Annotated in this window: 12 protein-coding genes; 4 read left to right on the top strand and 8 right to left on the bottom strand. The window is 74.7% G+C overall.

Translation table 11 applies throughout. The annotated features are described in order from the left end of the window. Window positions 1-61: 61 nt before the first annotated feature. From ADK65_RS13625 to ADK65_RS13615, 3 genes are all read right to left on the bottom strand, one after another. Window positions 62-790, bottom strand: coding sequence for a TIGR03943 family putative permease subunit (locus ADK65_RS13625; protein WP_053670310.1), 729 nt, complete (start codon window positions 788-790; stop codon window positions 62-64). Next, complete coding sequence (locus tag ADK65_RS13620; protein WP_053670501.1) at window positions 787-1,776, bottom strand: permease; 990 nt, start codon at window positions 1,774-1,776, stop codon at window positions 787-789. Before ADK65_RS13620 ends, ADK65_RS13625 begins: the two co-directional genes overlap by 4 nt. A gap of 90 nt (window positions 1,777-1,866) precedes the next feature. Next, window positions 1,867-3,210: a helix-turn-helix domain-containing protein gene (locus ADK65_RS13615; protein ID WP_053670308.1), complete on the bottom strand. Its 1,344-nt coding sequence runs from the start codon at window positions 3,208-3,210 to the stop codon at window positions 1,867-1,869. A 128-nt stretch (window positions 3,211-3,338) separates the two neighbouring features. Here ADK65_RS13615 and ADK65_RS38820 point away from each other — a divergent pair, with 128 nt between their 5' ends. Next, window positions 3,339-3,491 carry a hypothetical protein gene (locus tag ADK65_RS38820; RefSeq protein WP_199825621.1) on the top strand — a complete coding sequence of 51 codons (153 nt, stop codon included), beginning with the start codon at window positions 3,339-3,341 and terminating at the stop codon, window positions 3,489-3,491. 6 nt (window positions 3,492-3,497) lie between these two features. Here the strand turns inward: ADK65_RS38820 and ADK65_RS13610 are convergent, their stop codons facing one another. The 4 genes from ADK65_RS13610 to ADK65_RS13595 form a co-directional block, all read right to left on the bottom strand. Next, the gene (locus tag ADK65_RS13610) at window positions 3,498-4,928 is read right to left on the bottom strand and encodes an extracellular solute-binding protein (RefSeq protein WP_053670306.1); all 1,431 of its coding nucleotides are present in this window, start codon (window positions 4,926-4,928) and stop codon (window positions 3,498-3,500) included. Further along, entirely contained in the window at window positions 4,928-7,465 is a 2,538-nt protein-coding gene (locus ADK65_RS13605) for a caspase family protein (RefSeq protein ID WP_053670304.1), read from the bottom strand. Before ADK65_RS13605 ends, ADK65_RS13610 begins: the two co-directional genes overlap by 1 nt. Window positions 7,466-7,469: 4 nt before the next feature. Continuing rightward, a complete protein-coding gene (locus tag ADK65_RS13600) occupies window positions 7,470-7,823 on the bottom strand; it encodes an effector-associated constant component EACC1 (RefSeq protein ID WP_234352867.1) in 354 nt (117 codons plus the stop codon). Between the two features lie 106 nt (window positions 7,824-7,929). Continuing rightward, window positions 7,930-8,991, bottom strand: a complete 1,062-nt coding sequence (locus tag ADK65_RS13595) for a hypothetical protein (protein ID WP_053670300.1) — start codon at window positions 8,989-8,991, stop codon at window positions 7,930-7,932. A gap of 222 nt (window positions 8,992-9,213) precedes the next feature. Between ADK65_RS13595 and ADK65_RS13590 the strand changes: the two genes are divergently transcribed. Both ADK65_RS13590 and ADK65_RS13585 read left to right on the top strand, forming a co-directional pair. Then, complete coding sequence (locus tag ADK65_RS13590; RefSeq protein ID WP_053670298.1) at window positions 9,214-9,654, top strand: hypothetical protein; 441 nt, start codon at window positions 9,214-9,216, stop codon at window positions 9,652-9,654. Window positions 9,655-9,817: 163 nt separating this feature from the next. Next, window positions 9,818-10,786, top strand: coding sequence for a hypothetical protein (locus ADK65_RS13585; protein WP_053670296.1), 969 nt, complete (start codon window positions 9,818-9,820; stop codon window positions 10,784-10,786). Here ADK65_RS13585 and ADK65_RS13580 read toward each other — a convergent pair. Then, complete coding sequence (locus ADK65_RS13580) at window positions 10,683-12,029, bottom strand: PLP-dependent aminotransferase family protein (RefSeq protein ID WP_053670293.1); 1,347 nt, start codon at window positions 12,027-12,029, stop codon at window positions 10,683-10,685. The two genes, ADK65_RS13585 and ADK65_RS13580, sit on opposite strands and share 104 nt — an antisense overlap. A gap of 79 nt (window positions 12,030-12,108) precedes the next feature. Here ADK65_RS13580 and ADK65_RS13575 point away from each other — a divergent pair, with 79 nt between their 5' ends. After that, window positions 12,109-12,918 (top strand): alpha/beta fold hydrolase, encoded by an 810-nt coding sequence (locus tag ADK65_RS13575; protein WP_053670291.1) that lies wholly within the window; start codon window positions 12,109-12,111, stop codon window positions 12,916-12,918.

Here is a 12,918-nt window from a genome sequence, read left to right as displayed (position 1 = left end):
GTGCCCCGACTACCCGTTACGGGTGGGGCAAAACACCTGCACCGGGCCCGGGCGGGGGGTCTCAGCGCTTCTCGTACGGGTCGTCCGGCTGCGGCACCCGCCGTACGGAGCCGGCGTCGACGACCGGTGGCCAGGCGGCGTCCGACCCCGGCTCGCCCTCGGGGTGCCACGTGCCGGTGACCGTCACCCAGGTGTCGACCGGCGGGGCCGGCGCGCCGCGCACCTCGGCCTCGACGGCGGTGGCGTCGGCGGCGCAGCAGGAGACGAGGAGGCGGGTGACGTACCAGGTGCCGTCGTCGTCACGGGTGACGAAGCCGGTGAGGCGAACCGTACGGCCCTCCAGGGAGCGGCCGCTGTCGTAGACCGCGCGGGAGCCGAACTCCCCGAGGGCGAGGTCGACCGGGTTCCCGGACGGCAGGGCCGGGAAGGTCCCGACGCCCCGGGCGGCACGCCGACCGGCGTCGCGTTCGGCGCTGTAGGAGCCGAGCGCGGGCGGCGGGAAGAGCAGGAGGGCGAGCGCGGGAAGCGTGAGGAACCAGGCGACACGGGGTCCGGCGGGGCCGTGATCGTGCCCGGTGTGATCGCTTCGGTCCCCGGGCCCGTGCTCGTCCTCCGCCCGGGTCAGCACCGCCGACACCGTCCCCAGCAGCACCAGGGCCATCCCGGACACCACCAGGTAGGGCCGCAGCCCCGCCTGGACGTACCGCAGATACAGCTCGCCGAAGAGCGACACCCGAAGGATCGCCGCGCCCGTCAGGACGAGCAGCACGGCAGGGCCGTAGCGCCTCACAGCAGCCACCACCCCACGAGGACGCTGCTCACCACGGCGACCAGCCAGGTCGCCGCCGAGAACCGCACCGCGAAGGCCCTGCCGAACGTGCCCGTCTGGAGGGCGATCAGCTTCAGGTCCACCATCGGCCCGACCACCATGAACGCCAGTCGCGCGGTCGGTGAGAAGCCGCTCAGCGAAGCCGCCACGAACGCGTCGGCCTCGCTGCACACGCACAGCACGACCGCCAGCAGGGCGAGCAGCAGCACCGACAGCCAGGCCGACCCGGTGAACACCTCCAGCAGCGACCGCGGTACGACGACGGCGAACGTCGCCGCGGCCGCCGCCCCGACGACGAGGAACCCGCCCGCGTGCAGGAAGTCGTGCTGGAGCCCCGCGGCGAAGGCGCGCGGGCCCCCGCCCGGCTGCTGCCCACCGCTCCGCTTCGGCAGCCGCAGCCACTCCTCGCGCCCGAACCTCGCCCACAGCCAGCCCATCACCACGGCCGTGCCGAGCGAGGCGAGCAGCCGGCCGAGGACCATCTCCGGCTGCCCCGGGAAGGCGATCGAGGTCGCCACGAGCACGACGGGGTTGATGGCGGGCGCCGACAGCAGGAAGGCGAGCGCGGCCGCCGGCGCGACGCCCCGCCGCATCAGGCTCCCCGCCACCGGCACGGAGGCGCATTCGCAGCCGGGCAGCACGACTCCCGCCGCCCCGGCGACCGGCACGGCGAGCACCGTGCGGCGGGGCAGCAGCCGCTGGAACACCCGCTCGGGCACGAACGCGCCGATCGCCGCCGACACGACGGTGCCCAGCAGCAGGAACGGCACGCCCTGGACGGTGATGGCGGTGAACACCGTCCACCAGGCCGCGACCGGCGGGGTGTAGAGGTCGAGGGCCAGCAGGGGCCCGAGGACCGACACCACCGTCACGACGGTGAGCAGCGCGGCCCCTGAGAGGACGGCGTACACCAGGGCCCGCAGGCCCAGCCGTATGCCGTCGGCCATCGTCCGTCGGTTGTCCACGCGCGCCCGCCCCGGTCGTTCACTTTCCCGGAGGGAGGCTAACCCGCACGGCTGTGCGAGGACACGGTTTCGTCAGAGGGGAGGCTGGGCGGGCGCGGGCCCGAGGGTGGTGGTGCCGGGGGCCGTGCGGTGGCCGAGGCCCGTCCGGTAGGCGTCCAGGGCGGCCTCCACCCGCCCGGTCCTGCGCAGCAGGTCGCCCAGCAGCCGGCACAGGTCGGCCAGGTCGCCGGCGGCGCCGGCCCGCTCCAGCAGGCTCAGGGCACGGACGTAGTGCTCCTCGGCGTCCTCGGTGCGGCGGGCGTCCTCGGCGATGATGCCGAGCAGCCGGTGGGCGGCGGCGGAGTGGACGGCGCCCCGCTCGGGGGACAACTGCCCGAGGACGTCGTGGAGCAGGGCCGCCGCCTCGTCGGACCGGCCGCGCCGGTGCAGCACGTCTGCCAGCTCGACGGTGACCTGGCTGCTGTAGAGGGCGGCGCGCCGGGCCGACAGCATGCCGAGGGCCTGCCGCAGCTCCTCCTCGGCCCGTTCCAGCAGGCCGTCCTGGGCGTGGACGTAGCCGCGCATCCAGTGGCAGTTGGCGAGTTCGGTGCGGATCTGCAGGCTCCGGTACAGCTCGGCGGCCTTGGCCAGGGAGGCGTCGGCCTCGGCGAGACGGCCCTCGGCGACCAGGGTGCGGGCGACGGAGCGGTGCATACGGGCGACCAGGGCGGGGTCGCCGGACTGCGGGGCGAGGGCCAGGGCGAGCTCGGCGGCCTGGGCGGCGCGGGCGTGCGCGCCCATGTCCATGTAGGGGCCGATGGCGCTGGCGTAGAGCAGCAGCAGGGCGTCCGGGTCGTGCAGTCCCCCGCGGTTGAGTTCGTCGAGGGTGGTCTCCAGCAGGTGGACGGCGTAGCGGAGTTCACCGGCGAGGTAGTGCGCCACGGCCCGTCCGCGCAGGGCCGGGACCCGGGCGGGCAGGGGGGCGCCGGCCAGGCACTCCTCGGCCCGCTCGAAGTACTGCCGGCCGGCGGCGAGTTCACCGGTCTCCAGGGCGCACTCGCCGAGTCCGAGCAGGGCGGCGGACCGCTCGGCCGTCAGACCGTGCGTCCCGGCCTCGGCGAGCAGCTCGGCGTACTGCCCGGCCGCCGCCTCGGCCTCGCCGTCGGCCAGGGTGCGCTGGGCTTCGATGAGGCGCAGCCGCAGCCCCGTGACGAGCCGGGCCGAGTGTCCGCCGGCGAGCTCGTCGAAGGCGACGCCCAGGCGCTCCGCGAGATGCCGCAGCGCGTCGTCGGAGGGCCGCACCCGGCCCGACTCGAGGGTGGAGATGTAGGCCGGTGTGTACACGGGTTCCGCCAACTGCCGCTGCGTCAGTCCGCGTTCCACACGCAACCGCTGCACTCGGCGCCCGATGGTCCCCGGATCGTCACGCTCCCCCACGCCAACTCCCCCTGTGGCTCTTGCCGTTCGCCCGGAACTGCCCCTAGGTTAAACGGAGTGTTAAGCAGGATTGTCGAACCTGATTAATACGCTGCCGCCGTAGTCGCCGCCCCCGTTGCGAGGTCGCCGTGCTCGAACGCACACGCACCGCCGAGCGATACGCCCGAGGCTTCACCGCGGCCCTCGTCGCGGTGGCGACCCTGTTGCTCGCGGCGAACGCGGGCCCGGCCCGGGCGGAGACCCCCCGGCCGGAACCCCGGGCCGTGGCGGACTCCCGCTGAAGCGCGTCAATCGGGCAGGACCTTCCTCAACGCCTCGTCCAGGCCTCTCGCGATCTCCGTGTCGCCCGGCCGGCCCCCGCTCGGGCTCGGGCCGTACAGGGCGTCCAGTGCGGTGATGAGGGTGTGCGTCACCGCGCCGTAGAGCGGAGTGCGGGGGCGGTGCACGCCCTCGCGGAGGGACGGGAGCAGGATGTCCCGGGAGAAGCTGACCCCTTCGGCGATCCGGTCGGGGGGAAGGCCGACGGTGCCTTCGCCGGTGGGTGACGCCGAGGGGGTCTCGGCGTATGCCGGGGCGTGCCGGCACGGGGGAGCGGTGCCGGGTTCCTGGTAGGCGGAGACGCGGGTCGCGGCGAAACCGGCGCGCAGCAGGCAGCGTTCGCTGTCCGGGTCGGTCAGGAAAGCGATCAGTTCCGCCGCCTTCGCGGCCCGCTGCTCGGTCGTGGAGGCGGTGACGGCGAGGTTCTGCCCGCCGAGGACCGTCCTGCCGGGCAGCCGGGTCACCCCCAGGTCCTCCCCGTAGGTCTCGTACAGGGCGGGGTAGACGTACGGCCAGTGCCGCAGGAAGGTGGTGCGGCCCTCCGCGAAGGCACTGAGCGACTCGGCCTCGCGGGACTCGGTGGCCTCGTCGAGGGTGTAGGGCGGGGCCGTGCGGGCCCGCAGCTCGGCCACGCCCGCCGTGAGTTGTTCCACGGTCGCCGCGTACGCACCGTCGCCGTCGGTCAGCCGGAGTCCGGGCACGGCCGAGGAGAACGCCTCGATCGCGTTGACCGTGCGGCCCTCGTACGGGGCGAGCTGGGTGGCCCAGCCCTCGTGGCCCTGGGAGCCGAAGTGCTTCTTGACGGCGTCGATCTGGTCCCGCAGCCGGTCCCAGGTGACCCCGTCGCTGAGGTCCGTCCGGGAGACACCGGCCTTCCGCAGATGGTCCTTGCGGTAGTACAGCAGCCCGGCGTCGCTGTTGAACGGGACCGCGTACCGCTCGCCCTTCCAGTACGACGTCCTGTCCACGGACGGGATGATGTCGTCCGGGGACCTGACCGCCGCGTCGGTCAGCGGGCGGATCAGGTCCGCGGCGGCGAACTCCGGAACCCAGGTCACGTCCAGGTTCACCACGTCGTACTCGGCGCTGCCGGACTGCAGGGCGCCGAGCAGCTGGCTTCGCTGCTGGTCGGCGGAACCGGGCAGTTCCACCAGCCGGGCCTGGAAGCCCTGCGTGCCCTCCTCGGCGTTCCAGACGTCGATGAGCTGCTGGCGGATGCCGTTCTTGCCGGTCACGTCCTGTCCGCTGGCCACCACGATCCGGCGGCGGTTGTCGGCGTCCGGCGGCTCTTCCCGTACGTCACCGCCGGTGCAGGCGGCCAGGAACAGCAGGATCAGCACGGTCAGCACGGTCAGCGGGGACGGCGGCACGGGTACGGCGGCCGGCGGTCGTCGGGCCATCATTCCTCCCCCGTTCCGATGCGGGCGACCTCGTCACGCAGCGCGGGCACGAGGTCGTCCCCGGCGTCCAGGCAGCGGCCCTGGGAGGCCTCCGCGACGCGGGTGCCGGGGCGGTCCCGGTCGCAGCCCCCGGACTTCAGCGTCACCATGGCCACGGGCACGCCCGACTCGCGTGCCCGGTTCTCCACCTCGCGGAGGTGGTCGCCGGCCAGGCGGTTGTCGTCCTCGCCGTCGGTGAGGTACACGATCAGCTGCGGCCGCTCGTCGCCGGCGCCGCGCTCCCGCATGAACGCCAGGGCGTCCAGCAGGGCGGCGCGCGGATCGGCTTCGGCGTCCCGCACCCGGGCGCCTTCCTCGCCGGCCCTGAGGGCCTTCTCCGCCTCCGCGCGGGGGTGCGTGCCGAAGTCCAGCAACCCGCTGTGGGTGGGTCCCCCGACCCCGTGCACCGCCCACACCCCGTACTCGTCCCCCCTGCCGAGCCCCGTCAGGGTCTGCTTGAGGATGCCGGGGCCACCGCTGGGCCCGTCCCACAGGCCGGCCATCGAGCCGGAGCTGTCGAGGAGGAACAGGACGCGGCCGGGTCCGTGCGCGTTGCCGTACCGCTCCAGTGTCCTGTCCAGCCGTGCCGCGTCGGCGGGGTCCGCCGGCGGAACGACACTGGTCAGCCCGTGGTCGGCCGCCTTCCCGGCGAGCAGTCCCCGTTCGCCCGTCGCGGCCCTGAAGCCCTGCCGGCCCAGCACCTCCCGGCCGCCCTCCCCCGTCAGCCAGTCGCGGAACCGGTCCACCCTGTCGTCCCGCGCCTGGACGTCCCGGTCACCGCCCTCCCAGCGCACCCGCACGAACGTCGGTTCCAGACCGGGCACGTCGTCGGGGTAGACGGCGGTGCGCCCGGCGCGCGTGACCGAGTGGCAGCCGACGCCGCTCCTGAGCAGGAATTCCGGCACCAGGACCGCGCTGCGGTCGTCCGCGGCGTCGTCCGCGGGCAGCGTGCACAGCAGCCTGACGGCCGAGGGCTCGGGCCGTCCCGCCCGGCTGATCAGCTCCTCGGCGCGGCGCACATCGGCCCCGTCGCCGTACAGCCCCACCGTCGCCAGCAGCGCCGCGTCGCTGAACTCGGGGTCGGGCCTGCGCACTTGTGCCCTGCCGTCCGCGTCCTTCAGGGCCCCGACGAGCTTCGGCAGCGACTGCCCGGTGGGCGGGAGGCCGGCGTCGAGACCCTCCGGGACGGCCAGCACGACCGGTGAGTACGCGAACGGCCCGTGGTCCGGTTCCAGCCGGGCGAAGACGCGTTCCACCTGCGCGTCGCCGGCCCGGTCGACGTCCGCGCGGGTCGCGGGGATCCACACGTCCGGCTGCGGGCCGATGTCCCGCTGCGGGTTGACGTCCTCCCTCGGCTGCTGCCAGGGATCGGAGTGCTCGCCCAGCGCGGTCACCACATGAGCGGCACCGGCGCTGTAGACGGTGACGCCGCTGCGCGGGCAGCCGTCCTCCGTGGTGTTGGCGTCCGAGGCGAGGTAGCCGTCCGCGGCCGCCCGGATCGCCGGCTCCAGGTCGGGATCGGTGAGGACCCGCAGCTCCAGGGGCGGTTCGCAGGGGCCGGATCCGCCGGTCAGGGTCAGGACTCCGTAACCGGCGGCACCGATCGCGACGAACGCCAGCACAAGCGCCACGACGGTGCGGCCGAACAGGCCGATGGGCTTCCGGACGCGGTCGAGCGGCCGCCGGAGCCAGGAGAAGCGGCCGGTGGTGTCCTCGGTGCCGCCGCCGTGCGGGTCCACCGGTCCGGCCGCCAGCAGCACGTCCGCCTCCGGGTCCCACGGGGGAGCCAGTGCCTGTGGCCGCTGCGGATCGTCGTCCTCCGCCTTGTACTTCGCCGCGGCCATCCGGTCCTTCACGGCGGCGTACAGCCCGGAGAGCCACACCTCGCCGCCCCCGTCGAGGACACGGGCGAGTTCGCGGGTGAACGGCGTCGCCGCGTCGGCGTCCCCGCCCAGGATGCAGCGGTTGGGCTGCACGCTCATCAGCAGCAGGATCTTGTCCTTCTTGCGCCTGGGATCGTCGAAGCGGTGCCAGATGCCCGCGGCGTTGCCCGCGTAGCAGCAGTCGAGGATCACCACCACCTGCTGGGCACGGCTCTCGACGAGCTCGCCGAGCACCTCGCTGAAACTCACCGAGCCGGGCAGCCCGTCGCCCGTGAGGACGCGGGCGGTACGCATCTGGAGGTGCAGTTCGCTGCCGGAGGTGGAGGTGACGGCGTGCCCGGCGAAGTAGAGCAGCAGCAGCCCCTCGGCGTCACGGCAGGCGCGGCGCAGCTCCACCGTGAAGTCGTCCGGGGCCGGCGAGGCCAGGGTGCGCACCTCACCCGCGCCGAACACCCCGCCCCGGCGCAGCGCGTCCTCCAGTGCCCTGCGGTTGCGCCGCACGGCCGGGAGCTGGCCGTTCACGCCCTGGGCGTCGTCCGGGGCGGTGTGGTCGTACTCCGACACACCGGCCAGCAGCGCCCGGTTCACCTTGCGGCGCGGGTCGAAGCGGCTCACCGCCCTACTCCCCGTCGGGGTCCAGCGGGCGGATCTGCGGCTCGGGATCGCCGCCCTGCAGCCTGCGGCGGTTGTTGGTCCAGGTCTTGACCGCGCGGGTGGTGTACTCGGTGAGTGCCACGATCGTGACGACGTCACCGAGGAGTTTCAGCACGAGTTCGAGGTCGGGCCCGAGCCGCCCCGGGGTGCCGTCCGTGGCGGGCTGCGCCTGGATGCGCAGGTGTTGTCCGGAGACCAGTTTCTCCAGTGGTTCGTCGCGCTCCAGCCAGGTCTTCAGAGCTCTGACGTCATCCACGGTCGCGCCGGCGCCCAGCCGTACGCGCACGCCTAAGACAGCCACTTCGTCCCCCTCTGTCATGCCCGACATCATGACACCGGGGCGGGCCCCGGCGGCAGACCCGTGACGTGACCCGCGCAAGCCATTGCACGCCCCCTTCACGCCAGGCGCACACGACGGACACGGCTCAGCCCTGGGTCTGCAACTGCCTCAGCTGCCGCTGCACATGGTCCAGCGCCCCTTCGCGCCGCCCGGGCACCCGCCCGCGCAACGCGGCGAGCGCGGCGCCCAGTTCGCGGGCCGGGGCCGGCTCGCGTACCTGGCCCCACTGGTGGTGCGCCCGGTCCACGGCGGCCTCGACGGCGGGGGCGTCCGGGGCCTGCCCGGCGTTCAGGCGGGCGGTGGCGATCATCAGCCAGGTGCGGCAGCTGCGGGACGCGTCCCCGGCGAACATCGCGAGGTCGGCCCGCACTTCGGCCCAGTGCAGGGCCTCCTCGGACGCGGGCCCGTGGCCGGTGACGGCGGCCTGTTCGTGCCGGGCGGCGAGCGCGTCGGCGTCGGCGTGCCGGCCGGACTGGACGGCGGCGGTGATGGCGGCGTGCGGATCCCCTGCGGCCGGGCCGGGCGTGCTCAGCACCAGGTCCTTGCCCGCGCTCTCCGGCGCGATCCGGGTCAGGGCCTGCTGGTGCAACTGCTCGACGGGCGGCCGGAACCCGCTGCGCAGGATCGTCGCGACGGCCTTCATGTACGCCGGCTGCGCGACGCCGCGTCGGGACGGCGGGGGCGCGATCCGCCCGTGGACGGCGTTGCCCCGCCCCGAGTCCAGCGGGGTGCTCCGCAGCAGCTCCCAGGTCTCGGCGTCGGCGTGCAGGTCGAGCAGGAGGGTGGTGGCGCCGGCGGGCCTGAGCCGCAGCTCCTCCCGGAACCAGTGCCAGGGGAAGGCGGTGTAGCGGGCGGTGGAGGGGGTGGTGCGGGCCAGCGCGAGGTGGGGCAGGCGCTGGCGGCGGTCGAGCTGGAGCTGGCCGGTGACGTACACGGTGAGCGGACCGGGGGCCGCGGCGGCGGCGCGCAGCCGGGTCAGGACGGCCTGCGGCTCCAGCGGGTCGGCGAGCTCCACGACGTTGGCGGTCTCGGTGCCGGACAGCACGGCGGGCGCCACGGCGGCGAGGACGGGGAGCACGGAGGCGGCGTCCACCAGGCGCCCCTTGCCCACCGGCGAGGCCGCCAGCAGCAGCACGGTTCCGGGCATCGCCCCACCCCCTGTGTCGATCACGTACGTCAGCACGGTAACCGCTGCGGCTGCAAAGGTGGGCCCCAGGACCGCAAACGTCCGCCTTCGGGGGCTTCTGCCCCGGTCCGCTGAGGGCGCCGCAACGGCAGCGTCCACGGTCCGGTCCGCTCCGCCGACTTGCCACGGGCCGCGCGCCGGTGTGCGCTGGTTGCAGGGGCAGGGACAGAGAGGAGAGCTGTCATGGCTCACGCGGCACCCGTCTCACGCACGATGACCATGCCCCGGCGCAGGCCCGACGTCTTCGGCCCGCGGGTCCACCTCGCCGTGAAGGTCGGCCTGCCCATCGTGCTCGGGCTCACCTACGGCTACTGGGCCGCTGCCATCCGGCGCGACGCCGGGCCCATCACCGGCTGGAACCTGCTGTTCGGCTTCGTCACGGCGCTCGTGTTCGCCCTGGTGTTCGCCGCCGTGTGCGCGCTGGCGCCGCTGCTGCCCCGTGAGCTGCACGCGGTGTGCTGGTTCGTCTTCTCGGGCTGTGCGGTCGGCTTCCTGTACAGCCAGTCCGGTGCGTCCGTGTACAGCTCCAGCGGCCTGGGGCTGGTGGTGGGGGCAGCCGTCTTCGCGATGGTGTTCTACCGCTACTACACGCACGAGGACGCCGCGGGCCGGCGCATCGGCTGAAGAGGCTCGGGACACCACTCGGGACACCCGTTCGGGGGGTCCCGCCGGAGCGCTCCCGCGAAACCGTTTCTCGCAGGTGGCACGGCCCCGCGGCACGGCAGGCGGGCGGCCGGACGGCGTCGCAGCGCTCGCGGGTCAGGCCCGGTGCGTCTTGCCTGGAAGGGTGTCCGAGCGCGACCGGGCGCCCCTGGCCGGGAAGGCGCCCCCACGATCGCGGAACGTCCTGTCGGCCGTTCTGCTGCTCCTCGCGTGCCTCCTCGTGCCGTTCGGGGCGCTCGCCTCCTGGGCGGCCCACGGACTCACCGACACCGGCCGCTACGTCCGGACGATGGCACCGCTCGCCACCGACCCGGACGTGCGGCGCGCGGTCGCGGACGCCGTCGGGGACGGTGTCCTGCGGGAGGCCGGACGCCGGGCCGGCACCGGCCCGCTGCACGGGGCGGCCGGGCCCTTCGTGCACGACGCGGCGCGCTCCTTCACCCGCACCGAGGCGTATCGCGCGGCCTGGGACGCGGCGAACCGGGCCGTTCACGACGCGGTGCTGCGCGCCCTGCGCGACGACGGCGCCAAGGGCACCCCCGTCACCGTCGACCCCGCTCCCGTCATCACCCGATTCAAACGGCAACTCGCCGACGACCACGTGCCGTTCGCCCGCCGCATCCCGGTCACGCACACGCGGATCCCGGTGCTCCCGGCCGACGACGCGGACCGACTGCGCAAGGGGTACCACGTGCTGGACACCGCCGCCTTCTGGCTGCCGCTCACCGCCGCCGTCCTCGCGGTCGCCGGGATCGCCGTCGCCGCCTGCCGCCGCCGCGCGGTCACCGCCCTCGGGCTGGGTACGGCGCTGGGCGGCGCGCTGCTGGTCCTGGCCGTCGCGATCGGCCGCCGCCTCACCCTCGCCGACCTGCCCGACGCCCTGCACCGCCCGGCCGCGGGAGCCGTCTACGACGCCCTCACGGCCACCCTGCGCACGGTGTCCTGGCTGCTGTGCGTCCTGGGGCTGGCGGTCGCGGCGTGCACCTGGGTCACGGGCCGGTACGGTCCCCGGCTCGCCGCGCGGCGACGTGCGCGAGGGTCCGCAGTGCCCGCCGCAGATCCGGTTCCGGAGCCGACGCGAGGCCGAGCCTGACGGCGTCGGGGGTGTGCCCGGAGGCGACGGCGAAGGCGGGCCCGGGCGTGACGGCGATGCCGTGCGCGGCGGCGGCGGCCGTGAAGGTGTCGGCGCGCCACGGGGCGGGCAGCTCCCACCAGGCGAAGGAGGACGCCGGATCGGACCTTACGGCGAAGCCGGTGAGCTCCTCGGCGAGGATCCGCTGCCGTCGTGCGGCGTCCGCCCGCTTGGCCGCCACCAGCCGCGCCACCGTCCCCTCCCCGGCCCATCGCACGGCTGCCTCCAGCGCGAACCGTCCCGCGCTCCAGCCGCCCGACCGCACGGCGTCGGCCACGGCGGCAACCCGGTGCGGGGGCACGACGAGGAAGCCGACGGTGAGCCCCGGGGCGACCCGCTTGGAGAGCCCGTCGACGACGTGGGTGAGCGCCGGGGCGTGCACGGCGAGCGGATCACCGGGCTCCCGGAGGAAGGACCAGATGCGGTCCTCCACCACGGGCAGGTTCAGGTCGTGGAGCAGCTGGGCGAGTTGCAGCAGCCGCGGCCGGCTCGTCGTCCGGGACGTCGGGTTGTGCAGCGTCGGCTGCAGGTAGAGGGCGGACAGCGGGGCCGTGCGGTGCGCGGCGGCGACGGCCTCCGGGAGCAGCCCGGCCGCGTCCCCGGCCAGCGGCACCAGGGTGATGCCGAGCCGCGACGCGATCTCCTTGACCAGCGGGTACGTCAGCTGCTCCACCCCGACCCGGCCGCCCGGCCGGACCAGCGAGGCCAGGACCGCGGCGATCGCCTGCCGGGCGTTGCCGGTGAACAGCAGCCGCTCCGGGGCGGGACGCCAGCCCGGGGTGGTGAGCACCGAGGCCGCGGCCTCCCGGGCGGCCGCGGTGCCGGTGGCGGCGGCCGGTGACAGCGCCTCGGCCAGCACGTCGGGACGCAGCAGCGGCGCGAGCACCGGGGCGAGCAGTTCCGGCTGGCCGGGTGCGGCAGGGTAGTTGAGCTCCAGGTTGACGGGGGTGGCGACCGGGGCGGGCTCGACGAGCGCCTGCCCCGTCGGCCCGGCCGGTGCGGCCCGTACGAAGGTGCCGCGCCCGACCTCGCCGACGACCAGGCCGCGGCGCACGAGTTCGCCGTAGACCCGCCCGGCCGTCGAGGAGGCGATGCCCCGCCGCCGGGCGAACGCCCGCTGCGGCGGCAGCCGTTGGCCGGGCCGCAGCCGTCCGGTGGCGATGTCGTCGGCGATGCGGTCGGCGATGCGCCGGTAGTCACTCATCGGCCGGTCTCCCCCTTGGATTGCACCGAGAGCAAAGATCTTATTGCACCGAGTAGTCGGGCGCCCTAGGGTCGACGCCATGGCACCCTTCCTCGCATACGAGGACAAAGGCACCGATCCGCATCGGCTGCCCCTGGTCCTCGTCCACGGCCACCCCTTCGACCGCACGATGTGGGCCCCGCAACTCGACAGGTTCCCGGGTACCCGCCGTGTCATCGCCCCCGACCTGCGCGGCTACGGCGCCTCCCCGACGGCCCCGGCCGTCACGGACTTCTCCGCGTTCGCCCGGGACATCGAGGCCCTGCTGGACGAACTGGAGGTGGAGTCGTTCGTGCTCGCGGGCCTGTCGATGGGCGGGCAGATCGTCATGGACTGCTACCGGCTGTTCCCCGAGCGCGTCCGCGGCCTGGTCCTCGCGGACACCTTCCCGGCGGAGGAGACCCCCGAGGGCGTGCGCATCCGCGACACCATGGCCGACCGCCTCCTCACCGAGGGCATGCGCGGCTACGCCGACGAGGTCCTGGAGCGGATGGTCGCCCCGTACGCCTCCGCCGAGGTCAAGGCGCACGTCCACGCCATGATGACGGCCACCGCGCCCGAGGGCGCCGCCGCGGCCCTGCGCGCCCGGGCCCGCCGCCCCGACTACACCGCCCTGCTGCCGCGCGTCTCCGTCCCGGCCCTGGTCGTCGTGGGGGCAGACGACACCTTCACCCCGGTCTCCGACGCCCGGGCGATGCACGCGGCCCTCCCTGACTCCCGGCTGCACATCGTCGAGGGGGCGGCACACATGCCGAACCTGGAACGCCCGGAGGTGTTCGATCACGCGCTGGAGGAATTCCTGGCCCGGGTCGACGCCCGGCAACCTTCCTCCGCCCCGCCCCGTCTGTGA

The organism is Streptomyces sp. NRRL B-1140, from assembly GCF_001280065.1.
Taxonomy (GTDB): Bacteria; Actinomycetota; Actinomycetes; order Streptomycetales; family Streptomycetaceae; genus Streptomyces.
This window is presented reverse-complemented; position numbering and strand designations above follow the sequence as displayed.